At 73.0% G+C, this 22,936-nt stretch carries 24 protein-coding genes; 11 read left to right on the top strand and 13 right to left on the bottom strand.

What is annotated here, in order from left to right:
• Nucleotides 1-47: 47 nt before the first annotated feature.
• From hemC to hemE, 8 genes are all read right to left on the bottom strand, one after another.
• Entirely contained in the window at nucleotides 48-1,076 is a 1,029-nt protein-coding gene (hemC, locus tag DEI99_RS00345) for a hydroxymethylbilane synthase (protein WP_111042919.1), read from the bottom strand.
• A complete protein-coding gene (locus tag DEI99_RS00340; protein ID WP_181434531.1) occupies nucleotides 1,073-2,308 on the bottom strand; it encodes a ferrochelatase in 1,236 nt (411 codons plus the stop codon). Before DEI99_RS00340 ends, hemC begins: the two co-directional genes overlap by 4 nt.
• Nucleotides 2,305-3,048: a hydrogen peroxide-dependent heme synthase gene (gene hemQ / locus DEI99_RS00335; RefSeq protein WP_111042918.1), complete on the bottom strand. Its 744-nt coding sequence runs from the start codon at nucleotides 3,046-3,048 to the stop codon at nucleotides 2,305-2,307. Before hemQ ends, DEI99_RS00340 begins: the two co-directional genes overlap by 4 nt.
• Before the next feature lie 70 nt (nucleotides 3,049-3,118).
• Nucleotides 3,119-3,349: a DUF3618 domain-containing protein gene (locus DEI99_RS00330; protein ID WP_111042917.1), complete on the bottom strand. Its 231-nt coding sequence runs from the start codon at nucleotides 3,347-3,349 to the stop codon at nucleotides 3,119-3,121.
• 32 nt (nucleotides 3,350-3,381) lie between these two features.
• A complete protein-coding gene (locus tag DEI99_RS00325; protein WP_071258368.1) occupies nucleotides 3,382-3,840 on the bottom strand; it encodes a phage holin family protein in 459 nt (152 codons plus the stop codon).
• On the bottom strand, nucleotides 3,837-4,091 hold the full coding sequence (locus DEI99_RS00320; protein WP_071258371.1) for a hypothetical protein: 255 nt from the start codon (nucleotides 4,089-4,091) through the stop codon (nucleotides 3,837-3,839). The genes DEI99_RS00325 and DEI99_RS00320 overlap by 4 nt, the downstream gene beginning before the upstream one ends.
• Before the next feature lie 99 nt (nucleotides 4,092-4,190).
• Nucleotides 4,191-5,528 carry a protoporphyrinogen/coproporphyrinogen oxidase gene (locus DEI99_RS00315; RefSeq protein WP_111042916.1) on the bottom strand — a complete coding sequence of 446 codons (1,338 nt, stop codon included), beginning with the start codon at nucleotides 5,526-5,528 and terminating at the stop codon, nucleotides 4,191-4,193.
• The gene (gene hemE / locus DEI99_RS00310) at nucleotides 5,525-6,649 is read right to left on the bottom strand and encodes a uroporphyrinogen decarboxylase (protein ID WP_284180898.1); all 1,125 of its coding nucleotides are present in this window, start codon (nucleotides 6,647-6,649) and stop codon (nucleotides 5,525-5,527) included. Before hemE ends, DEI99_RS00315 begins: the two co-directional genes overlap by 4 nt.
• 38 nt (nucleotides 6,650-6,687) lie before the next feature.
• Between hemE and DEI99_RS00305 the strand changes: the two genes are divergently transcribed.
• Entirely contained in the window at nucleotides 6,688-8,010 is a 1,323-nt protein-coding gene (locus tag DEI99_RS00305; protein WP_111042914.1) for a glutamyl-tRNA reductase, read from the top strand.
• A 17-nt stretch (nucleotides 8,011-8,027) separates the two neighbouring features.
• Nucleotides 8,028-8,438, top strand: a complete 411-nt coding sequence (locus DEI99_RS00300) for an NUDIX hydrolase (protein WP_258369624.1) — start codon at nucleotides 8,028-8,030, stop codon at nucleotides 8,436-8,438.
• Between the two features lie 3 nt (nucleotides 8,439-8,441).
• Here the strand turns inward: DEI99_RS00300 and DEI99_RS00295 are convergent, their stop codons facing one another.
• Nucleotides 8,442-8,717, bottom strand: coding sequence for a hypothetical protein (locus DEI99_RS00295; RefSeq protein ID WP_111042913.1), 276 nt, complete (start codon nucleotides 8,715-8,717; stop codon nucleotides 8,442-8,444).
• A gap of 99 nt (nucleotides 8,718-8,816) precedes the next feature.
• Here DEI99_RS00295 and DEI99_RS00290 point away from each other — a divergent pair, with 99 nt between their 5' ends.
• Together DEI99_RS00290 and DEI99_RS00285 are read left to right on the top strand one after the other, a co-directional pair.
• Nucleotides 8,817-9,506, top strand: coding sequence for a DUF4232 domain-containing protein (locus DEI99_RS00290; protein ID WP_111042912.1), 690 nt, complete (start codon nucleotides 8,817-8,819; stop codon nucleotides 9,504-9,506).
• A 43-nt stretch (nucleotides 9,507-9,549) separates the two neighbouring features.
• Nucleotides 9,550-9,969, top strand: coding sequence for a GNAT family N-acetyltransferase (locus tag DEI99_RS00285; protein WP_258369623.1), 420 nt, complete (start codon nucleotides 9,550-9,552; stop codon nucleotides 9,967-9,969).
• 7 nt (nucleotides 9,970-9,976) lie between these two features.
• Here the strand turns inward: DEI99_RS00285 and DEI99_RS00280 are convergent, their stop codons facing one another.
• A complete protein-coding gene (locus DEI99_RS00280) occupies nucleotides 9,977-10,915 on the bottom strand; it encodes a serine hydrolase (RefSeq protein ID WP_111042910.1) in 939 nt (312 codons plus the stop codon).
• Nucleotides 10,915-12,879, bottom strand: a complete 1,965-nt coding sequence (locus DEI99_RS00275) for a M13 family metallopeptidase (protein WP_111042921.1) — start codon at nucleotides 12,877-12,879, stop codon at nucleotides 10,915-10,917. The genes DEI99_RS00280 and DEI99_RS00275 overlap by 1 nt, the downstream gene beginning before the upstream one ends.
• Nucleotides 12,880-12,959: 80 nt before the next feature.
• On the opposite strand from DEI99_RS00275, the gene DEI99_RS00270 reads away from it, so the two are divergent.
• The 3 genes from DEI99_RS00270 to DEI99_RS00260 all read left to right on the top strand — a co-directional run bounded on the left by DEI99_RS00270 (nucleotide 12,960) and on the right by DEI99_RS00260 (nucleotide 16,978).
• Nucleotides 12,960-14,297 carry a uracil-xanthine permease family protein gene (locus DEI99_RS00270; RefSeq protein ID WP_111042909.1) on the top strand — a complete coding sequence of 446 codons (1,338 nt, stop codon included), beginning with the start codon at nucleotides 12,960-12,962 and terminating at the stop codon, nucleotides 14,295-14,297.
• A 135-nt stretch (nucleotides 14,298-14,432) separates the two neighbouring features.
• Complete coding sequence (locus DEI99_RS00265) at nucleotides 14,433-15,767, top strand: MATE family efflux transporter (RefSeq protein WP_111042908.1); 1,335 nt, start codon at nucleotides 14,433-14,435, stop codon at nucleotides 15,765-15,767.
• On the top strand, nucleotides 15,764-16,978 hold the full coding sequence (locus DEI99_RS00260) for a lipopolysaccharide biosynthesis protein (protein WP_284180897.1): 1,215 nt from the start codon (nucleotides 15,764-15,766) through the stop codon (nucleotides 16,976-16,978). Before DEI99_RS00265 ends, DEI99_RS00260 begins: the two co-directional genes overlap by 4 nt.
• Nucleotides 16,979-17,066: 88 nt before the next feature.
• Here the strand turns inward: DEI99_RS00260 and DEI99_RS00255 are convergent, their stop codons facing one another.
• Both DEI99_RS00255 and DEI99_RS00250 read right to left on the bottom strand, forming a co-directional pair.
• Nucleotides 17,067-17,348: a hypothetical protein gene (locus tag DEI99_RS00255; protein ID WP_111042679.1), complete on the bottom strand. Its 282-nt coding sequence runs from the start codon at nucleotides 17,346-17,348 to the stop codon at nucleotides 17,067-17,069.
• A 180-nt stretch (nucleotides 17,349-17,528) separates the two neighbouring features.
• Nucleotides 17,529-18,689, bottom strand: coding sequence for a substrate-binding domain-containing protein (locus DEI99_RS00250; RefSeq protein ID WP_111042680.1), 1,161 nt, complete (start codon nucleotides 18,687-18,689; stop codon nucleotides 17,529-17,531).
• Nucleotides 18,690-18,781: 92 nt separating this feature from the next.
• Here DEI99_RS00250 and DEI99_RS00245 point away from each other — a divergent pair, with 92 nt between their 5' ends.
• From DEI99_RS00245 to DEI99_RS00230, 4 genes are all read left to right on the top strand, one after another.
• The gene (locus DEI99_RS00245) at nucleotides 18,782-20,140 is read left to right on the top strand and encodes an MFS transporter (protein ID WP_111042681.1); all 1,359 of its coding nucleotides are present in this window, start codon (nucleotides 18,782-18,784) and stop codon (nucleotides 20,138-20,140) included.
• Nucleotides 20,141-20,149: 9 nt separating this feature from the next.
• Nucleotides 20,150-20,845 (top strand): endonuclease NucS, encoded by a 696-nt coding sequence (nucS, locus tag DEI99_RS00240; RefSeq protein WP_284180896.1) that lies wholly within the window; start codon nucleotides 20,150-20,152, stop codon nucleotides 20,843-20,845.
• Nucleotides 20,846-21,011: 166 nt separating this feature from the next.
• Nucleotides 21,012-21,668, top strand: a complete 657-nt coding sequence (locus tag DEI99_RS00235; RefSeq protein ID WP_071297586.1) for an HAD hydrolase-like protein — start codon at nucleotides 21,012-21,014, stop codon at nucleotides 21,666-21,668.
• Nucleotides 21,665-22,924 (top strand): MFS transporter, encoded by a 1,260-nt coding sequence (locus tag DEI99_RS00230; RefSeq protein WP_111042683.1) that lies wholly within the window; start codon nucleotides 21,665-21,667, stop codon nucleotides 22,922-22,924. Before DEI99_RS00235 ends, DEI99_RS00230 begins: the two co-directional genes overlap by 4 nt.
• Nucleotides 22,925-22,936 lie beyond the last annotated feature (12 nt).

Raw genomic sequence — 22,936 nt, 5'->3', positions numbered from 1 at the left:
GGTCGCGCCGCGTTCCGGACGGTGGTGGTGGGGTGCGTGGTGACCGCCTACTCCGCCGGGGTCGCCAGGCCGGGGCCCGCGGTGTACGGCCCGTCCGTGGTGTCCTCGGCGACCGTGGTCGCCAGGTCGGCGAGGTCGGCCGCGCCGTTCTCGAGCAGCTCGGCGGCGACACGGCCGCCGACCTCGAGCGCCTCGTCGAGGCGGTCCTGCGCGGAACCGTCGAGCACCGCCGCGTGCGACGCGGTGCGGTACTCGCTGCCGTCGGGACGGTAGACCGTCGCCGAGACGAGGAGCATCTCGGCGTCCACGACCGCGGTCGCACCGATCGGTGCGGAGCAGCCGGCCTCGAGCTTGGCGAGGACCTCGCGCTCGGCCGTCACGGTCAGGCGGGTCGGTGCGTGCTCGATCTTGCGGAGCGCGGCGAGCAGCCCACGGTCGGTCTCGTCCGACCGGATCTCGACGGCCAGGGCACCCTGTCCGGGCGCGCTCGGCCAGAATCCGAGGTCGAGCAGCTCCGTCGCCTCGGACAGGCGGTCGATGCGCCCGAGTCCGGCGGCGGCGAGCACCACGGCGTCGAGGTCGTCCTGCACCCGGCCGAGCCGCGTGTCGATGTTGCCGCGGATGTCCACGACGTCGAGGTCGGGACGCTGCGCGCGGAGCTGAGCGACGCGACGCGGCGAACCGGTGCCGACCTTCGCACCCTCGGGCAGGGTGTCGACGGTGGCGCCGTTCCGGGCGACCAGGACGTCGCGGGCGTCTGCGCGCTTCGGCACGGCACCGATGGTCAGGCCCGGGTACGGCGCGGTCGGCAGGTCCTTCAGGGAGTGCACGAGCACGTCGACCTCGCCGGCGACCAGCGCTTCACGCAGCGCGCTGGCGAAGACGCCGGTGCCGCCGAGCGACGCCAGGGACGCACGGTTCGTGTCGCCCTCGCTCGTGACGGTGACCAGCTCGACCGGGCGGCCGGCCGCCTTCGCCAGGCGGTCGGCGACGTCCTGCGACTGGGCGACGGCGAGCCGGCTGGCACGCGTGCCGAGCCGGATCGGCGCCGGACCGTCCGTCGTGGCGTCGGTCACGGGGCGACGCCGGCGGCGGCGGGCTTGAACCCGGCGCGGACGTTCTCGCAGCAGCCCGGACGGCACACGTCGTACCAGGGGCCGATGTCGGTCAGGTGCGGACGCTCGGCGGTCGGCGTGCCGTTGACGCGCTCGAGCACCAGGTCGACGAGCCCGGACACGTAGGCCGGGTCGACGCCGGGCGTCTGGGTGCGGAGCGACCAGAAGCCGAGCTCACCCGCGGTCTCGGTGGCTTCCTCGTCGAGGTCCCACATGACCTCCATGTGGTCGCTGACGAAGCCGAGCGGGACGATCAGCACGGCACGGGTCGGGCCGCCCTTGAGGTCCTCGTTCATGTAGTCGTTGATGTCGGGCTCGAGCCACGGCTGCGTCGGGGGGCCGGAGCGCGACTGGTAGACGAGCTTCCAGGCGGGCTTCGACGTGCCCTGCAGGTGCGCGTGCTCGGGCTGCTCGAGCAGCTCGGCCCAGGCCTGGTCGAGGACGACCTGGCCGACGGCGAGGTGCTGGGCCTCGTACGCGCCGTGGTCGTCGAAGTGACGGTAGTCCGGACCGGACTTGGCGGCGTCGGTCGAGGGGATCGAGTGCGTCGAGAACAGTACGTGCAGCTCGGTGGCGACGTCGAGGCCCTCGTTCTCGGCGATCGCGCGGGCCAGGCCGTCGCGGACGCCGTCGACGAACGGACGGATGAAGCCCGGGTGGTCGAAGAACTGGCGGACCTTGTCGACCTGGATCGTGTCGATCAGACCGGTCTCGGTCAGCACGCGGGCGTAGTCCTCGCGGTACTGGCGGCAGCTCGAGAACGACGAGTAGGCGCTCGTGGCGATCGCGATGAGCTTCGTGTAGCCCTTGTCAGCGGCCTCGGTGAAGGCGCCCTCGAGGTAGGGCTCCCAGTTGCGGTTGCCCCAGAGCACGGGCATGTCGATGCCGCGCGACGCGAGCTCGGCTTCGAGGGCCGCCTTGAGCGCGCGGTTCTGCGCGTTGATCGGGCTGACGCCGCCGAAGTGGCGGTAGTGGTGCGCGACCTCTTCGAGGCGCTCGTCGGGGATGCCACGGCCGCGGGTCACGTTGCGCAGGAACGGGATGACGTCGTCCTGGCCCTCGGGGCCACCGAAGCCGGCGAGCAGGATCGCGTCGTACGCGGTCGGGACCTCGACGTGCTCCGGACCCGACGCGGCCGCAGGGGTGGCGGCGAGGACGGGCTGGCCGTTCGTGATCATGCTGGTGTCGGTCATGACAGCACCTCCGGGAGTTCGGCGGTCGTCACGCGACGACCCGTGAAGAAGGGGACCTCTTCGCGCACGTGCATGCGCGCCTCGGTGTACCGCAGGTCGCGCATGAGGTCGACGAGGTCCACCAGGTCGGGGCTCTCGAGCGGCAGGATCCACTCGTAGTCGCTCAGGGCGAAGGTCGCGATGGTGTTCGTGAGGACGCGGCGGTACTTCGCACCGGCGACGCCGTGGTCGCGGAGCATCGTCGAGCGCTCGTCCTCGGGCAGCAGGTACCACTCGTAGGAGCGGACGAACGGGTACACCGTGATCCACGCCTCGGGGTCCTTGCCGCGCAGGAAGGCGGGGGTGTGCCGCTTGTTGAACTCGGCCTCGCGGTGCATGGCCATCGCGTGCCACACCGGCTCGGCGTCCTGGAACAGCCCGGTGCGTCGGAGCTCGCGCAGCACGGCCTGGATCGCCTGGGCGTCGTCGCCGTGCAGCCACACCATGACGTCGGCGTCGGCACGGAAGCCGGAGACGTCGTAGAAGCCGCGGATGGTCACACCGCGGTCGGCGGCGGACGCGATCACGGCGTCGAGCTCGGCCACGGCGTCGTCACCGACGCGGTGGACCGGGCCGAGCGGCCGACGGAAGACGGCCCAGAGGGCGTACGCGGTCAGCAGGTTCGGGTCGATCCCGGTGGCGGGGTCGACCGCAGGAGAGGAGTCGTGCTCGTGCGCGGATGCGGGCGCGGTGGAACTCATGGATCCGTTGTCCTATCGGTTGCCAGGGGTGATGGCCGCCCCGACCGGGTGGACCGCGCTCGGAGCCGGTCTACCGCCGTCGGAGCACCATCACGACGATACCCCCGACCACCGCCACTCCGGCTGCGAGGCCGGCCAGGTACGGGACGGGCTGCTCGTCGATCCCTCGCTTGACCTTCGCGGCCGCGATGCCGAGCTGCTTCGGCACGTTGAGCTTGTCCTCGATCGCGTCGAGGGTGTCGAACAACTGCGCGCGGGTCGCGGCGACGCGGTCGGCCAGGTCGTCGTGCGAGTCGGTCACGGTTCCTCCGTCGGTGGGGCGGCTGTCGGGGCTCAGAACCGGCCGCCGACGTCCGGCTTGCGGCTGCCGTACTGCGTCGGCGGGGTCGGCTTCTTGCCCAGCCCCTTCACCGCGTTGATGTCGTTCTTGACGCTGTCGATCGTGCGCTTCGGCGTGATCGGCAGGCCCTTCTTCAGGCGCTTCCAGCCGAGCAGTCCGAGGACCGCGGCGACGATCAGCATGACGACGGCGATGACGATCGCGGCCAGCCAGGCCGGCATCACGGTCGCCAGGCCCATCACGGCGGCGGTCAGCAGCACGCCGATCGCGTAGAGCACGATGACGAGCGCGCCGACCAGCAGACCGGCAGCGAGCCCGAAGATCTTCGCCTTCGCGAGCATCTCGGCCTTGAGCAGGTCGATCTCGCCCTTGACCAGGCCCTTGACGAGCTTGGGGACGTCCCCGACCAGGCCGAACAGCGAACGCGACCGGCGATCGCGGGTGTCGGTCATGAGGTGGTGGAGTCCTTCTTCTGACCGACCTTGCGGACGGCCTTCTTCGTGGTCTCACCGATGAACTCGGCGACGTCCGGGGTCTTGTCGGCGACGAAGTCCTCAGCGACGTGCACGCCCTTCTGGACGCCGTTGCTGTTCCAGATCTTGCCGCTGACGGTCTTGATCTGCTCGTACCGCGCCCGTCCGGCTCGCGATCCCAGGACGTACCCGAGTGCTGCGCCGGCGACGAACAGGAGCTTTCCTCGCATGTGCGATTCCTCCGTTGGGTCAGTGTGCGTGGTCATGCGCCGAACGGAATACGTCCCGCGCTCTCGCCAACAGTAGCCCTCGGTCGCCGGGTGGTCCGCTCAGGATTCCAGGATGCGCCCAGCTGCGGCCCGTGCGGCGCCGACGATGCCGGCCAGACCCCGGCCGGACGATGCCTCACCGATGCCGACGACGCCCTCCGCCAGACCCGCGGCGGTCAGGTCGGGCCCGTGCCACCGGACGCGCGCCGCCCCGACGACGCGGTCGGCCGCCAGCGGCACACCGAGCAGCGTGGACGCGTCGTCGAGCGCGCGGCTGCCGACGGGTCCGGACGGGTCGACCGGGAGGCTCGTGGCGACGTCCGCCGCGTCGGCCCCGTCCACCGGACCGGTCGCGACCGGCGTCGCGTAGCTGAGGCGCAGCACGTGGCGGCCACCCGCTGCCTCGGCCAACCACGGCCACTTCACCGTCGCGTGCGTGAGCGCCTTCGCCCCGACCTGCGCGGCGTCGGGGTGCACGAGCATGCCGGTCCCCCGCGGCGCCGCGTCGAGCTCGGTCTGGTCGACGACGAGCGTGACGAGCTCGATGCCCGTGCGGTCGGCCGGGTCGGTGCGCTCCGGGTCCGGCACGGACGCCAGGGTGTGCTGCGCCGGCAGTCGCTCGACGACGCCGTCGGCGGAGACGACCTCGACCGCGTGCGCCTCGATGCGCGTCGCACGGGTGTGCAGTCGGACGTCGACGCGGTACGTCTCCATGTCGGCCACGAGTTCGTCGACCAGCCGGACGATGCCGCCGCGGATGCCCTGCACCGGCGTTCCGGCGGCCGCGCGGGCGCGCAGCGCGACCACGGCCCGCGCCAGGGAGCCCTCGCGCAGCAGCGCGGCGCGCAGGCCGGGTGACACCCGGTCGGGGTCGAGCTGGTCCGGGTGGGTGGAGTGCACGCCGCCGGCGATCGGCACGACCAGGTCGTCGAGCACGCGCTCGCCCATGCGCCGGCGCACGAGCTCGCCGAGCGACGACGCCTTCGCCCCCACCGGGGCGGGCAGCAGCGAGTCCATCTGGGCGCGCAGACCGCCCGCCTGCCCGACGACGGCCAGCACGTCGGCCGCCATCGGGGTGCTCGGGATGCCGAGCAGCCCGGTCGCGGGGATCGGTGCCGTGCGACCGTCGCGGGTCATCAGCCAGGCGCCGCGCGGGTCCGGGGTGACGACGTCGCCGCCGAGGCCGAGTTCGATCGCCAGGCCGCCGACGGCGTCGGTCCTGGTGGCGAACGAGTCGGCCGCCATGTCGAGGTCGAGCCCGCCGACGGTGTGCCGTCGGATCATCCCGCCCAGGACACCGGCCGCCTCGACCAGGACGACGTGCGCCCCGCCCTTCGCCAGGTCGCGCGCCGTGACGAGCCCGGCGACGCCACCGCCGACCACGACGACGTCGGTCATGCGGTGGCTCCGGTCGCCCCGTCGGTGCCGTCGCCGAGCGAGTGGACGAGCTCGACGACGCGGGTCAGCACGGTCGGGTCGGTCTCCGGCGGCACGCCGTGCCCGAGGTTCACGACGTGCGCACGGGCCGTACCGCCGCGGCGGACGACGTCGCGCACGTGGTCCTCGAGCACCTGCCACGGTGCCGCGAGCATCGCCGGGTCGATGTTGCCCTGCACCGTGACGCCGGTGCCGACGCGGCGGACGGCCTCGTCGAGGGGCAGTCGCCAGTCGACCCCGACCGCGTCGACCGCGACGGAGTCCGTGCCGAGCGTCGTCATGTCCGCGAGGACCTCGCCGCTGCCGACGCCGAAGTGCGTGCGCGGGACCCCGAGGTCGGCGACGTGCGCCAGCGCCCGGGCCGAGTGCGGTGCCACCGAGCGCACGTAGTCGGCGCGGGAGAGCGAACCCACCCACGAGTCGAAGAGCTGCGCGGCCGAGGCCCCGGCGAGCACCTGCGCGCGCAGGAAGGCGCCGGACACCTCGGCGGCCCAGGCGAGCAGGCGCGACCAGGTCTCCGGGTCGGCGTGCATGAGGGTGCGGGCACGGATGTGGTCCTTCGAGGGACCCCCCTCGACCAGGTACGCGGCGAGGGTGAACGGCGCCCCCGCGAAGCCGATCAGCGGGGTGTCCCCGAGCTGCTCCACCGTGCGGGCGACGGCCTGCTCGATCGGGGCGAGCGCCGCGGGGTCGAGCGTCTCGAGGGCGTCCACGTCCGCAGCGGTGCGGATCGGCGACGCGAGCACCGGGCCGCGACCGGGCACGATCTCGACGTCGACGCCGGCGAGCTTGATCGGCACGACGATGTCGCTGAAGAAGATGCCGGCGTCGACCCCGTGCCGACGGACCGGCTGCAGGGTGATCTCCGACGCCATCTCCGGGTCGAGGCACGCGTCGAGCATGGCCGTGCCGACCCGCAGCTCGCGGTACTCCGGCAGCGAACGGCCCGCCTGGCGCATGAACCACACCGGGAGGCCCTCGGGGCGGTCGCCGCGCAGCGCACGGACGAGCCGCGAGCCGCTCGTGCGCCCGTCGGCGAGGGGGTGCGAGGCGGGAAGGGCGTCGGTCGGTGCTTCGGTCACCGGATGATTCTCCCATCGACGGCGTTACCATTGTCTCCGTGCTCATCTGTCTCACGGCGTCGCATCGCAACGCCAGCTTCGATCTCCTGGAGCGACTGAGCATCGGTGCACCGGCTGCGGCCGGCCGACTCGTGACGGACTCGGACGTCCTCGACGGGGCCGTCGTCCTCGCCACCTGCAACCGCTTCGAGGCCTACCTCGACATCGCCGGCGACGACCGTGACTCCGCCGTCGCCGCGACCGTCGACGCCGTCTCGGCGGCCAGCGACCTCGACGCCTCCGAGGTCCTCGAGTCGGTGAACGTGCTCGGTGGCAAGGACGTGGTCCAGCACCTCTTCGCGGTCTCCAGCGGACTCGAGTCCGTCGTCGTCGGCGAGACCGAGATCTCCGGCCAGGTCCGTCGCTCCCTCGAGGACGCCCGCACCAACGGGACGACCACCTCGGCGCTCGAGCGGCTCTTCCAGGAGGCCGCGCACACCTCGCGCGGCGTGAAGACCCGCACGCGCATCGGTGCAGCCGGCCGGTCGCTCGTCCGCCTCGGCCTCGAGCTCGCGTCGTCGCGCATCACCGACTGGGCGCACACCCGCGTGCTGCTCGTCGGCACTGGCAGCTACGCCGCCACCACGATCGCCGCCCTGCGCGACCGCGGGGCCGAGACCATCCAGGTGTTCTCGCCGTCGGGCCGCGCCCCGTGGTTCGCCGCCAAGCACGACCTCGTCGCCGCTCGCGACCTGCGCGGGGCGATCGCCGCGAGCGACGTCGTCATCACCTGCACCTCGAGCGAGGTCCCGGTCGTCGCGCCGGACGACCTCGACGACGGCGTCCGCCGGATCGTCATCGACCTCGGCCTGCCGCGCAACGTCGACCCGGCCGCCGCCGACGTCGACGGCGTCGAGCTGCTCGACCTCGAGACCATCAGCATCCACGCCCCGATCGCCGAGCTGAACGCCGAGTCCGAGGCCCGCGCGATGGTCGACGACGCGGTGTCCCGGTTCCGCACGCAGGCGCTCGAGCAGTCGACCACCCCGGCCCTCGTCGCCTTCCGCACCCACGTCTTCGACATCCTCGACGACGAGATCGACCGGGCGAAGCGCCGCGGCGGCGCGGACGGCGAGTCGGCCGAGCACACCGAGCGGGCGCTCCGGCACCTGGTCGGCGTGCTGCTGCACCGTCCGTCGGTCCGTGCCCGCGAGCTCGGCCGTGCCGGGCGTGGCGACGAGTTCGTCGCGGCGATCGACTCGCTCTTCGGCGTGCGCCCCGAGCCGCAGGCCCAGCTGCCGACGCCCGTCGTGCCGCTCGCCGAGCGCACCGCGCCCGAGCGCCCCACGACGGACCGCAGCGACCAGGCGGACGCGAGCTGAGCCTCCCGTCCGACCCGGTGACCCTGCGCGTGAGTGCGCTGGTCCTGGTGCGCGACCGACGCGTGCTCATGGTGCGCGCACGCGGACGCGACGTGCTCTACCTGCCTGGCGGCAAGGCGGAGCCGCACGAGACCGACGTCGAGGCCGCCGTGCGTGAGGCCTTCGAGGAGACCGGTCTGCGGTGCACCCCCGACGACCTCGAGGAGTTCGGCGTGGTGCTCGAACCCGCGCACGGGCAGGCCCCCGGCACGATGGTCGCGATGACCCTGTTCACGGTCCGACCAGGAGGCCCGCTCGACACCGCCACGCCCGTCGCCTCCGCAGAGGTCGACGAGGTCGAGTGGGTCACCTCGGCCGATGCCGACCGCTGTCCGCCGGCGGGCGTGGAGACGCTCCGCCGCCTGGTGGCGGCGGAGCGCATCGACTAGCCGTCAGGCGTGGTCCTTGTCGACGTAGTGGCCGGTCTCGCCGTCCTGCGTCGGCTCGGCCTCGCCGGGGATGTCCGACTCGACGTACTCGCCGTCCGGGCCGCTCGAGTCCGGTCGCACCTCGCCGGGGATGTCGCTCGAGACGAACTCCCCCGCCGGCTCGGTGGACGCCACGTGGTGCTCGCCCGGGATCTCGCTGTCGGTGAACGCGCCGGCGGTGGGTTCGACCCCGTCCGCCCGGCCGTCCTCGCCGCGTGCTTGCTCGTGCTTGCCGGTCATGTCCGACCTCCAGTGCTCGGTTGTCCTGCCGGGGAGTGAACACGCGGTCCCTGGACGCCGACCGAACCGCGAGCGCCCGGTGGTGGTTGCCTGTGGTCCATGCACCGCAGCAGCCGATCGAAGTCCCTGCTCGCCGTCACCGGTCTCGTCGCGATCGGGGCGCTGGCGGGCTGCGCCTCCGGCGGGACCCCCACCGCCACGGACACCGTGACCGTGCCCGCCCCGTCGTCGTCCTCGTCCTCGTCCTCGTCCTCGGACGCTGCGTCCGGGGTGCCCTCGACGGGGACCACCTCGTCGTCCGCTCCGGGATCGTCGTCGGCGTCGACTCCCGCCGGGACCGCCGACGCCGGTCGGTGTGCCGCGTCGTCGCTCGCGGCGTCGATCGAACCGGGCAGCGGCGGTGCGGCCGGCAGCGTCATCGTGCACCTGGCCCTCCGGAACACCGGTTCGACGGCCTGCACGCTGCAGGGCTGGCCCGGAGTCTCGTTCGTCGGGGGCGGGAACGGCACCCAGATCGGTGCCGCCGCCGCGCAGGAGAAGAGCTCGCCGCACCCGACCGTGACCCTCGCCCCGGGCAAGACCGCCGTCGCGCCGCTCAAGATCACCCGCGCCGAGGACTACCGGAAGGCGGACTGCTCCCCGAGGACCCCGGACGGCTTCCGTGTCTACCCGCCCGGGTCGAAGCAGTCCCTGTTCGTGAAGACGTCGGACTGGACCGCGTGCTCGTCCGCCGACGCGGGCCTGTTGGCCGTGCAGGCGCTCGTCCCCGAGGGCCAGGCGACGTCGTAGCGGCGGTGGGGGCGGTGGCCCGGGTTCGGGCACCATGGGTACCGTGACCTGCACGATCGAGCACGAGCGCCCGGGGACCGACGAGCTCACGGCGCTGTACGACGCCGTCGGCTGGACGACCTACACGGCGGACCCGGCGGCACTGGGTGCCGCGGTCGCCGGCTCGCACACCGTCCTGACCGCCCGCGGCGACGACGGGCGGCTGCTCGGCCTGCTGCGGACGATCTCGGACGGCGTCACCGTCGTGTACGTGCAGGACGTGCTCGTCGTGCCGGACGCCCACCGGAGCGGTATCGGCGGGGCTCTGCTCGACGAGGCCCTGCGCCGGTACGCCGGCGTGCGGCAGACGGTCCTGCTCACCGACGCCGAGGACGGCCAGCGGGCCTTCTACGAGTCGCGCGGCTTCGTCGAGGTGCACGACGTCGAGCCGGCACCGCTGCGGTCGTTCGTGCTGCTGCGCTGAACGCGGCTCAGCGACGCGCGGGTGCGTGCACGGCCTCGAGCACCTCGGTGCCCATGGTGCGCAGCGCCTCGACGACAGCGAGGCGTCGCTGCAGCGAGACGTCGTCGAAGGTCACCGTGACGGCGTAGCTCACCGACGACCCCGGCCCCCGCAGGATCCCGGCCTCGGCGCGCACGCCGGTGCTCGACCCCGTCACCGCGACCGCCTGCAGCCCGTGGTCGAGCGCCCGGTGCGACAGCGGGTCGAGTCCGAAGGAGCCGGCGACCAGGCTGAGGTCGCTCGCCAGCGACAGCCAGCCGAGCACCCGGTTCGAGACGGCCTCGTCGACGACCTCGCCGAGGGCCAGGCCGCGCATCACCCACGCCAGCTCCCCGGTCGGCGCGACCGAGGTGTCCGGGGCGTCGTCCGGTCCGCGGCGGTCGCGCACCCGGTCGATGAGCGCCGTCCGCTCGAAGCCCAGGGAGTCGGCGCGCTCGCGCACGGCGTCGATGCCGACGGTGGAGAGCAGGGCGTTCGTCGCCCAGGCGTCGCCGGTGGCGCCGACCAGGGTCGCCAGGTCGGGCACCTGCATCGTCGGCTCCTGCAGGAACTGCCACAGGCCGGCGCCGGTCGCGGTGTCCCTTGCCATGCGCTGCAGCCGGTCGCCGTGCAGTCGGCCGTCCTCGAGCCGGGCGGCGACCTCGACCAGCAGGAGCACGCGGCCCAGGCTCGCGACCGGCTGGACGAGGGTGTCGTCCACCGAGAGCAGCGACCTGCCCGACGACGTGTCGATGACGGAGGCGCTCACGGAGGCACCGTCGACCGCGAGCGCGCCGAGCGCCTCGGTCGTCGCCACGAAGCGGTCGGTGCCCCCGCCGCGGTGCTTGCCGCGGTCGCGTCCGCCGCCCGCCGCCCGGCCGTCCGGTCGCCGACGGCGGGACGACCGAGCCGCGTCCGGCTCCGCCATCACCAGATGGCGACGCGCTCGGCGGGGTCGAGGTACATCGCGTCCCGCTCCGTCACGCCGAACGTGTCGTACCAGACGTCGATGTTGCGGACCACCTGGTTGCAGCGGAACTCGTTCGGCGAGTGCGGGTCGATCGAGAGCAGGCGGGCTGCCTCTTCCGGACGGATCGCCATCCGCCAGGCCTGCGCCCAGCTCAGGAAGAAGCGCTCGGCGCCGGTCATCCCGTCGACGACGGGCGGCTCCTGCCCGTCGAGCGACAGCAGGTACGCCTTCCACGCGATCGACAGGCCGCCGAGGTCGCCGATGTTCTCACCGATCGTCAGGGCGCCGTTGACGTGCCCGTCCGGCACCTCGGTCGGCACGAGGGCGTCGTACTGCGCGATGAGGGCCTTCGTGCGTTCCTCGAACGCGGCGCGGTCCGCCTCGGTCCACCAGTTCTCGAGCTTGCCGTCGCCGTCGTACTGCGACCCCTGGTCGTCGAAGCCGTGGCCGATCTCGTGGCCGATGACGGCCCCGATCGCGCCGTAGTTCGCGGCCGCGTCGCGGTTCGCGTCGAAGAACGGGAACTGCAGGATCGCCGCCGGGAACACGATCTCGTTGAAGCCCGGGTTGTAGTACGCGTTGATCGTCTGCGGGGTCATGAACCACTCGTCGCGGTCGATCGGCTTGCCGATCTTGCCGAGCTCGCGGTCGACCTGGAACGACGCCACGGCGCGGACGTTGGCGACCAGGTCGTCGGCGGTCACGGGGAGCGCCGAGTAGTCGCGCCACTGCACCGGGTAGCCGATCTTCGGCGTGAACTTGTCGAGCTTGTCGAGCGCGCGGGCCCGGGTCTCGTCGGTCATCCAGTCGAGCGCCGTGATGCTCTGCCGGTACGCCTCGACCAGGTGGGCGACGAGGTCGTCCATCGTCGCCTTCGAGGTCTCGTCGAAGTGCTCCTGCACGTAGATCCGGCCGACGGCCTCGCCCATCGCGCCCTCGACCAGCGAGACGCCGCGCTTCCAGCGCTCGCGCTGCTTCGGCGCCCCGGTGAGCGCGGTGCCGTAGAACGAGAAGTTCGTGGCCGAGAAGGCGCTCGTCAGGTACGCGGCCGAGCCGCGGATGACCTGCCAACGGAGCCAGTCCTTCCACGCCTCGAGCGGCTGCTCGCGCAGCAGGGCGGCCAGACCGGTGACGAACGAGGGTTCGCGCACGACGACGGTCTCGAAGGCCCCGGCCGGTGCGTCGATGGCCTGCCACCAGGTCTGCAGGTCGATGCCCTCGGCGAGCGCCGCGACCTCGGACCAGGGCAGCTTGTTGTAGGTCTTCTGGCTGTCGCGGGTGGTCACGTTGTCCCAGTGCACCGCGGCGAGCGCGGTCTCGAGGGCGATGACGTGCTCGGTGCGGTCGGCGCCGTCCTCGAACCCGGCGAGCGGGAACATCGCGGCGACGAACTCGCGGTACTTCGTGCGGATGTCGGCGAAGCGTTCCTCGCGGTAGTACGACTCATCGGGCAGCCCGAGGCCGGACTGCTCGAGGAAGACGACGTAGGACTCGGGGTCGCCCGGGTCGTTGTCGACGAAGAGCTGCAGGAAGCTCGGCAAACCGAGCCGCTCGAAACGCCCGACGGCGGCGACGACCTCGGGCACGGACGTGATGGCGGTGATCTCGGCGAGCAGCGGCTCGATCGGCGCCGTGGCGAGTTCCTCGAGCCGGGCCTCGTCGGTGAACGAGGTGAACAGGTCGCCGACCTTGCGCTCCTCGGTGCCGGGGGCCGCCTGCTGCGAGCGCTCGATGATGGCGCGGACCGCGAGTTCGGCCGCCTCGGCGAGGACGGTGAACGAGCCGTAGCGCGCCTTGTCGTCGGGGATCGGCGTCGCGTCGACCCACGAGCCGTTCACGTGGCGGTACAGGTCGTCCTGGGGGCGCACAGCGGGGTCGAGTTCGTCAGTGTGGATGCCGGAGGCACGTGCGACGTCGGTCATGCGCTCCACGATAGCCATGCCCCCACGGGAGCAGGCAGGAACGGGTCGTCGATGTGCACGGCTGCCGGTACGGTCATCGCATGGGACTTCCGTGGAAGCTGCACGGGGACGGCAAGACCGTCTCCTCGACGACCATCGTCGCACCGGACGAACGGCTCACCTGGGGGCGCACGATCGGCCTCGGCGTGCAGCACGTCGTCGCGATGTTCGGCGCCACGTTCCTCGTGCCGCTCATCACCGGCTTCCCGCCGGCCACCACGCTGCTCTTCAGCGGCATCGGCACGATCCTGTTCCTGCTCATCACCGGCAACCGGCTGCCGAGCTACCTCGGCTCGTCGTTCGCGTTCCTCGCCCCGATCGGTGCCGCGACGAAGATCGGCGGCATCCCGCTGGCGCTGTCCGGCATCATCGTCGTCGGCGCGCTCCTGGCGGTCGTCGGCCTCGTCGTGCACCTGGCCGGTGCCGGGTGGATCGACCGGCTGATGCCCCCCGTGGTGTCCGGCGCGATCGTCGCCCTCATCGGCTTCAACCTGGCGCCGTCCGCCCGGACGAACTTCGCCGAGGCGCCGGTGACCGCGCTCGTGACGCTCGCGGTCATCGTCCTGGTCACGGTGCTGTTCAAGGGCCTGATCGGGCGGTTGTCCATCGTGATCGGCGTCGTCGTCGGCTACCTCGTGGCACTCGCCGCCGGCCAGGTCGACCTGTCGCGGGTCGCCGACGCGAAGTGGTTCGGCCTGCCCGACTTCCACGCTCCGGCGTTCGACCCGGACCAGCTCGCCGTGTACCTGGCGTTCATCCCGGTCGTCCTCGCCCTGGTCGCCGAGAACGTCGGCCACGTGAAGGGCGTCGGACAGCTCACCGGCCGTGACCTCACGCCGCTCACCGGTCGCGCGCTCGTCGCGGACGGCGTCTCGACCGTGCTCGCGGGCCTCGGCGGCGGTTCGGCGACCACCACGTACGGCGAGAACATCGGCGTGATGGCGGCCACCCGCGTCTTCTCCACCGCGGCGTACTGGGTGGCGGCGATCGTCGCCGTGCTGCTCGGCCTGTCCCCGAAGGTCGGCGAGGTCATCTCTTCGGTGCCGCACGGCGTGCTCGGCGGCGCCACCACCGCCCTCTACGGGCTCATCGGCATCATCGGCATCCGGATCTGGGTCGAGAACCGCGTCGACTTCGCCAAGCCGAAGAACCAGCTGACCGCGGGCATCGCGCTCATCATGGGCATCGCGGACTTCACGTTCGACTTCGGCCAGGCGTCCTTCGGCGGGATCATCGTCGGCACCGTCGCAGCGATCGTCGTCTTCCACGTCATGGACCTGATCGGTCGCGCACGCGGCACCGACGAGGCCACCCCCGTGGCCTCGGACCAGGCGCACGCCGCCACGGGCGGCGTGCCCGCCGAACCGCGCCGCGACTGACGCAGGTGCACAGCCGGTCCGGGCCACGTGCCTGACGACGTGGGACCGCCGGACGGGAGGCCCGTGGCGACGCCGCCACGGGCCTCCCGTCCGGCACGGCACCCGTCCACGGCGCGGGACGGCCAGAATGGGCCGGTGCCCCGACCGACGCGACCCGCTGCGACCACCGAGCGACGCGCGGTCGACCGCGACATCGTGCGGCTCGCGGTGCCCGCGCTCGGCGCGCTCGTCGTCGAGCCGCTGTTCCTGCTGACCGACACCGCGCTCGTCGGCCACCTCGGCGCGACACCGCTGGCGGCCGTCGGGCTCGCGAGTGCCGTGCTGTCGACGGTGACCGGGCTGCTCGTGTTCCTGGCGTACTCGACGACGCCGGCGGTGGCGCGGGCGCTCGGCGGTGGCGACCGTCGCGGCGCCGTGCACGCGGGCATCGACGGGATGTGGCTCGCGCTCGTGCTCGGCGTGGTGCTGGCGCTGGTCGGGTGGCCGCTCGCCGGGCCGCTCGTCGACCTGTTCGGTGCCTCGGCCGAGGTGTCCGCTGCAGCGACCGGCTACCTGACCGTGTCGCTCGTCGGCCTGCCCGGCATCCTGGTCGTGACGGCCTTGACCGGGCTGCTGCGCGGGCTGCAGGACACCCGGACCCCGCTCGTCGTCGCAACCGTCGGGTTCGTCGCGAACGGGCTGCTGAACGCCCTGCTCATCTACGGGGCCGGCTGGGGCGTCGAGGGCTCCGCCGCCGGCACGGTCATCGTGCAGTGGGCGATGGCCGTCGTCTACGTCCGCATCGCGGTGCGGGCCGCACGGTCGTCGGGAGCGCCGCTCCGGCCGGGTGCCTCGGGCGTCGCGCGGGCACTGCGGTCGGGCGCGTGGCTGTTCCTGCGGACCGCGTCACTGCGGATCGCGATGCTCGCGACCGTCGGGGCCGCGGCCGGGCTCGGGACCACGGGGCTGGCGACCACGCAGGTCGGGCTGACCGTGTTCTCCACCCTGGCGTTCGCGCTCGACGCCCTGGCGATCGCCGGGCAGGCGCTCGTCGGGCACGGACTCGGTGCACGCGACCCGGAGCGGGTGCGGCTCGTGACGCGGCGGCTCGTGCTGCTCGGGATCGCCGGCGGGGTGCTCCTCGGCCTGCTGACCCTGGCCGTGAGCGGGCTGCTCGGACCGGTGTTCTCGGACTCGCAGGCGGTGCGCACCGCGCTGCCCGTCGTCCTGGTGCTCATCGCCGTCGGGATGCCCGTCGCCGGCTACGTCTTCGTGCTCGACGGTGTGCTGATCGGCGCCGGGGACGCGCGGTACCTGGCCGTCGCCGGCGGCGTCAACCTGGTCGTGTACCTGCCGCTGCTGTGGTGGGCGGGCGGGACCCTCGCGGGGCTGTGGGCGGCGTTCGCCCTCGGGTACATCGGGGTCCGGGCGGTGACGCTCGGACTGCGGGCGCACCGTCGCGGGTGGGTCGAACAGGCGCTGGCGCGGTGAGCGGGTCCGCTGCTGCGTCGTCGTCCGTGGCGTCGTCGGCCGTGCTCGCCACCGTCGGCATCGGGGTGCAGGGTGTCGCGAAGCTGCTCGTGACCGTCGTCGTCGGGCGGGTGTTCGGCACCGAGACCCTCGGGCAGACCACCGCCCTGCTGTCGCTCTCGGTGTTCGTCGCGCTGCTCTGGCCGAACGCGTCGGGCAACACCGCCTCGCGGTTCCTGGCGATCGCGCTGCGGGGACGCCGGTCGGACGCCGCGGTGAACCGGCTGCTCGGGATGTCGATGCTGGTGTCGAGCGTGGTGCTCGCCGCGGTCACCGTGCCGGTCGCGCTCGCCTGGGGCAACGGCCCCGGGACGGTGCTCGGCGGTGCCGCGGTCGTCGTCGGCTACGGGCTCTACTGCCACGCGCGCGGCGCACAGCTCGGGTACGGGCGGGCGCCCCGGATCGCGCTCTGGGACTCCGTGACGAGCGTACTGGCACTCGCGTTGCTCGTGGTGGCGTGCGTCGCGCGGCTCGAGCCCTTCGTGCTGCTCCCCCTGGCGATCGGGTACACGGTGTTCGCGATCGCGTGCTGGCCGCGGGGCAACGGCCTGTCGGGTCCCGCGGAGCCGACGGCCGGGGTGCTCGGGTTCGCGGCGTGGAACGTGCTGGCGGTGGTGACCTCGAACGGGTTGCTGCAGCTGACGATGATCTCGGCACAGGTGACGTCATCGGCCCACGACGCCGGCGTCTACGCGGCGGCGTTCACCCTGGCGACGCCGGCCTCGATGCTCGGGCAGGCGCTGGGGCAGGTGCTCGTGCCGGCGTTCGCGCACCGGACGGACGGCGGGTCGCTGCGGTCCCGCGGCGCGGTGCTGCTCGTCGGCGGGTTCGCCGCCGCCTCGGCCGTGGTGTTCGGGCTGGTCGGGTTGCTCGCCGGGTGGTTCCTGCCGATCGTCTACCCCGCCGAGGGCACGGCTGCCGTGGCTGACCTGCGGTACCTGATGGTCGCGGTGTGGGTGTTCACCGTCGGGCTCGTGCCGGCCGCGCTGCTGCTCGCCTCGGGGCGGTCACGACAGGTCGCCCTGGCGTCCGTCGCCGGGTTCGTCGTGGGCGCCGGGCTCATGGCGGTGCTCGGACCGGTCGCGGGAGTGGCCGGGGGGACGACGGGGTTCCTCGTGGGGAGTGCGGTCAACCTGGTCGCGGTGGTGGGGCTCGGGGTGCGGCGGGGCTGACCGCTGCGCATGAGCAGCGTTCGCGCGATGCGACGTCCGGCGCCCCCCGATGAGGATCGATGCGGACCAGGTGTCCGAGGACTCGTCCTCAGTGGCGTGCTGCTCGAAGTTCCCGCTCGAGACGCAGCCGCCGCCGGTTGAGCCGAGCCAGTCCGGGGAGGCCCGTGACCAACGTCCACGTCTGACGCGTCATGCTCGGGAGTCCTTGCGCTCGCAACTCGGCCGACACCTGCTGCTGCGCGGCACCGTCGCTGTTCTTGACGAGCATCCGAGCGCGCTCCATCTCGGGGTCGTTGAGGGGATGCGCTGCGATCCGGGCCTGGACGCCGCGGTGCCGGGCGCGGAGTGCGGCTTCGGTCTTCGTTCGCATGGAATTACCTTCCTGTGGTGGACACGGCCAGCAGCAACAGTACGAAGACCGACGATCGGCCGCCTCAACCGAACGGTTGATGGAGAACCCGGTGACCAGTGGTCTCGGCGGCGAGGGCGCTGGACGTCTCGGGGTCCCGCCCGTGTGCGACGAGGAAGATGCCGGTGACGTCCTCAGCGATCAGGCGGTGCGTGCGGCGGTCGCGGCGGTCGCGGCGGACGGTGTGGGCGGCGGCCCCGTCGTGTCCCCCACCCGCAACGTCGACGTGAACGACGCCGGCTCCGGCTCCGCCCCCTCGAGCATGGCGAGGGCAGCGCGCGCGGCGGCCTGACCTTTCTGCACGAAGGGCTGGACGAGGGTCGTCAGCTGCCGGATCGGCGATCGGTGCAGCAGGCTGTCGTCGACCGTGATGCCGTCGAAGCCGACGACGCTGACGTCCTCCGGCACCCGGAGTCCGGCGTCGAGGGCCGCCGCGATGACGCCGACGGCGAGCAGGTCGCTCTGCGCGACGACGGCAGTCGGGCGGGGGCCGTCGGCCGCGAACAGGGCGGTGCCGGCGAGGCGCCCCTCCTCGACCGCACTGCCGGCGGCCTCGATCGCGACGGCCGACGGGAAGACCTCGCGCACCCCGCGGAGCCGTTCGAGCGTGGTGAACGCGGTGCCCGAGGACAGCCGGTCGTCGGCGATCGGTCCGCGGCGACGCGCCGCGTCGAGGGGCAGGGTCACCACCGTGACGGCGGCGTGCCCGAGGTCCTGCAGGTAGGCGGCGGCCCGGCGTGAGGCATCGCGGTTGTCGAGCTGCACGGGGACGGCGCCCTCGATGTCGTCCGCCTCGATCGCGACGACGGGGATCTGGCGTCGGCGCAGCACGGCGACGGCGGGGTCGATCCGGACGTTGCAGCCGACGAGCACGACGGCGTCCATCGGGGCGTCGACCAGCGGGCCGGTCCCCTGCTCGTCGTCGAGGGGGCTGCGGACGAGCAGCAGCGAAGCACCCGCCTCGCCGGCGACCTCGGCGATGCCGTCGAGCGTCAGGACGTTGACCGGGTCGCGGAACGCGTCGCTCAGGCGTTCGTCCATCACGACGCCGATGACGCCGGAGCGTCCGCGGCGCAGGGACCGGGCACGGGGATCGGGGCCGCCGTAGCCGAGCTCGGCCGCGGCGGCGAGCACGCGGGCCTTGGCGTCCTCGGACACCGGGCCGAGGCCGCTGAAGGCGAGCGACGCGGTGGACGGCGCCACCCCGGCGGCGCGGGCGACCGCCGCGAGCGTCGGGCGCGACCGACGAGCAGCGCCGCCGCCCGAGGGCGACGCGCCGGGTCCTGTTGCCGGTTCGTCCATCGCCCGTTAGCGTATCCGGAACGAGCGGTCGAATCGATTCGACCGATGCAGGACACGCAGCAGAACCCGCACCGCAGCACGATGGGACCACCATGACGACGACGTCCACCCGCACCACCCCGAGCACCAGGGCCTGGATCACCGCGGTGTTCGTGACGTTCACCCTGTCCGGGCTCGACATCGCGACGTGGCTCGGCCGGATCCCGAGCGTGCGCGACTCCCTCGGCGCCAGCACGCTCGAGATGGGCCTGCTCGTGCTCGGCATGGCGGTCGGCTCGATCGGCGGGCTGACGTTCGCCGGGCACATCGTCGCGAAGCTCGGCGCACGCCGGGGCGTGCAGGTCGCCGCCGTCTGCCTGCTCGTCGGCATGGTCGCCGCCGGGGTCGCGGTGACGCTCGGCTGGGGCTTCGCCGCCATCTGGATCGCGCTCATCGCCTTCGGGTTCGGCAACGGCCTGGTCGACGTGTCGATGAACGTGTCCGGCGCGGCCGCCGAGAAGGCCGGTGGGCGGACGATCATGCCCCTGTTCCACGCGGCGTTCAGCCTCGGCACACTGGCCGGCGCGGGGCTCGCGGCCGTGACGGAGCGCTTCGCGGTGCCGGTCGTCTGGCACTTCACGGTCCTGGTCGTCCTGACGAGCATCGCGATGTTCGTCGCCGTGCGCGGGTTCCAGGACGAGCACCGGTTCGAGGAGCCGGTCTCCACCGACACGAGCCCGATCGCCGCGCCGCTCACCCGCTGGCAGGTCTGGGCGCAGCCCTCCACCATCCTGATCGGCGTCATCGTGCTCGGCATGGCGCTGGCCGAGGGGTCGGCGAACGACTGGCTGCCCCTCGCCATGATCGACGGCCACGGGCTCGACAACGCCGCGGGTGCCGCCGTGCTCACGGTCTTCCTCGCCGCGATGACCGCCGGCCGGGTCGCCGGCAGCCCCCTCATCGACAAGTTCGGACGCGTCCCGGTCCTGCGCACGAGCGCGGCGGTCGCGGTGGTGGGGCTCGGCATGCTCATCTTCATCGACAGCGTGCCGATCGCGATCGTCGGCGTGGTGCTCTGGGGCCTCGGCGCGAGCCTCGGCTTCCCGATGGGCATGTCCGCCGCTGCGGACGACCCGCGCACCGCGGCCGCGCGCGTCAGCGCCGTCGCGACGATCGGGTACGTGGCGTTCCTCGCCGGCCCGCCCCTCATCGGGTTCCTCGGCGAGCACGTCGGCCTGCTCGGTGCGCTCCTGGTGGTCTTCGTGTTCATCATCGCGGCGGGACTGGCCTCGGGCGCCGCCCGCGAGCGCGGCGCCGCCGCCCGGCCGACCCGCGGCGGTGGCGACGGACACGGCGGGGGCGGGGCGGGCCTCCCGACCGACAGCGCCGGAGCGACGGACAGCGCCGAAGCGACCAGCAGCACGGAACCGACCAGCAGCACGACGACCGGGCCGACCCGCGACGCCCGTTAGGCTCTCCGCGTGCGTCTCGTCATCGCCCGCTGCTCCGTCGACTACGCCGGACGGCTCTCAGCCCACCTGCCGCTCGCGACCCGTCTGCTCATGCTCAAGGCCGACGGCTCCCTGCTCGTGCACTCCGACGGCGGCAGCTACAAGCCGCTGAACTGGATGAGCCCGCCGTGCTCGATCGAGATCACCGAGCCCGACGACGACCAGTCGGCCGCCGGGATCACGCAGGTGTGGACGGTGACGCAGAAGAAGACGCAGGACAAGCTCATCGTGTCCCTGTACGAGGTGGTCGCCGACGAGACCCACGACCTCGGCGTCGACCCCGGGCTGGTGAAGGACGGCGTCGAGGCGCACCTGCAGCAGCTCCTGTCCGAGCAGATCGAGCTGCTCGGCGACGGCCACACCCTGGTGCGTCGCGAGTACATGACCGCCATCGGACCGGTGGACATCCTGGCGCGGGACGACGCCGGGGCGAGCGTCGCGGTCGAGATGAAGCGGAACGCCAACATCGACGCGGTGGAGCAGCTCACCCGCTACCTCGAGCTCATGAACCGCGACCCGCACCTGCGCCCGGTGCAGGGCGTGCTCGCGGCGCAGACGGTCGCACCGCAGGCTCGCACCCTCGCCGAGGACCGCGGCATCCGCGTCCTCGTGCTCGACTACGACGCGATGCGCGGCATCGAGGGCGGGCACACCCGCCTGTTCTGACCGCGGGCCGATCCCCGGGAACCAGGTTCCGGACACGGAACCGCGCAACAGCGTGGTTCGGTGTCCGGAACCTGGTTCCCCAGGCCGCGGGCCAGCGACGGACGGGAGGCACGGGCCGCGCCCGCCACGTCGGTCGCCGCCACCGCCCGGCTAGGGTGGGCAGGACATGACCAGCCCGTTCTCCGCCATCCTGTTCGACCTCGACGGCACCATCAGCGACTCCGCGCCGGGCATCCTCGAGAGCCTGACGCACACCTTCCGCACCGTCGGGGTCCCGGTGCCGGACCACGACACCCTGATGTCGTTCGTCGGTCCGCCGATCATGGACACGTTCCGGGTCGCGATGGGCATGGACGCCGAGCAGGCCGAGCGCACCCTCGCGGTGTACCGCGAGCACTACTTCTCGCACGGCGCCCTCGACTCGGCGATGTTCCCGGGCATCGACGTGGTGCTCCGCACCCTGCACGACGCCGGACTGCCGATCTCCACGGCGACGAGCAAGCCGGAGACCCCGGCGACGTACATCCTGGAGCACTACGGGCTCACCGGGGACATCGACATCATCACCGGCGCGAGCGACGACGAGGTCCGGTCGAGCAAGGCCGACGTCGTCGAGGAGGCGCTCCGCCGCCTCGACGCCCACGGCTTCGACGTCTCGCGCCCCGTGCTCGTCGGCGACCGGAAGCACGACGTCGAGGGCGCCACGGTGCACGGCGTCCCCGTGGTCTTCGCTGAGTGGGGCTACGGCTCCCCCGACGAGGCCGCCGGCACCGTCGCGAGCGCGGCCACCCCGCTCGACCTGCTGCCGATCCTGCTGCCGTGACCGGCCGCGTCGCGAAGGGGCTGCGCGGTGCCGCGTGGGCGCTGCCCGCCGCCATCGTCCTGGTCGCGCTGAACTTCCGCGGCCCGATCGTGGCCCCGGCACCGGTGATCGGCGACATCCGGGTGGACCTCGGCCTGACCGCCACGATCGCCGGGCTGCTCACGACGATCCCGGTGCTCTGCTTCGCGCTGGCCACCCCGTTCGCGAGCTGGGTGATCGCGAAGGCGGACCCGGAGCGGGCGGTGTCGCTGTCCCTGGTCATCGTGCTGGTCGGCACCGTGGTGCGCTCGCTCCCGTCCGCGGCGGCGCTGCTCGTCGGTACCGCCGTGATCGGCATCGGCATCACGATCGGCAACGTCGTCGTACCGGTGGTCATCCGGCGGGACACCTCGCCGGAGCGGGTCGGGCTCGTCACCGGCGTGTACACGTCGGCGCTCAACGTCGGGTCGATGACCACCTCGCTCGGCACCGCGCCCCTGGCCGCGCTGTGGGGCTGGCCCGTCGCGATCGCCGCGTGGGCGGTCTTCGTGCTCGTCGCCGGCGTCGCGTGGACCACCGCGGTGGGTGCCCGGGCCGCGTGGCGCCGCCCGGCGCCCACCGCCGCCGCGGAGCCGCTGCCCGTCACCGGTCCGATCGACCAGGTGCTCGACACCGGGGCGGTCCGGACCGCGCGGGCGGCACCGGCCGAACCGGTCCGTCCGGCACGACGATGGATCACCTGGGGGCTCACGCTCGCGTTCGGCGGCCAGGCGTTCTCGTACTACGCCCTGACCGCGTGGATCCCGACCCTGCTGCACGACGAGATCGGGTTCTCGAAGGCGTCCTCGGGCGCGAGCTCGTCGGTGTTCCAGATCCTGGCCGTGGTCGGGGCGCTCGGGGTGCCGCTGCTCGCGACGCGGTGGCGACCGCGTGCGATCATCGCGCTCGTCGGGATCCTGTGGTTGGCGATGCCGCTCGGACTGCTCTTCGCCCCGCAGCTCTGGCTGCTGTGGTCGGTGCTCGGCGGTGCGGCCCAGGGCGGTGGCATCACGGTGATCTTCATCGTGATCGTGCGGATCGTGTCGAGCGACGCCGACGCCCGACGGATGTCCGCGTTCGTGCAGGGCGGCGGGTACCTGATCGGGTCGGCCGGGCCGCTCGTCGCCGGGGCGCTGCACGGTGCGACCGGGGACTGGACGGTCCCGCTGCTCGTCGTGCTCGCGTCGGTGCTCACCCTCGGGGTCGCCGGCACGATCGCCGCCCGCCGCGTGGCGTGACGGGCTCCGGGC

The organism is Curtobacterium sp. MCLR17_036, from assembly GCF_003234445.2.
In the GTDB taxonomy this organism is placed as follows: domain Bacteria; phylum Actinomycetota; class Actinomycetes; order Actinomycetales; family Microbacteriaceae; genus Curtobacterium.
Note: the sequence above shows the minus strand (reverse complement) of the source record. Positions and strands in the feature narration are given on the sequence as shown.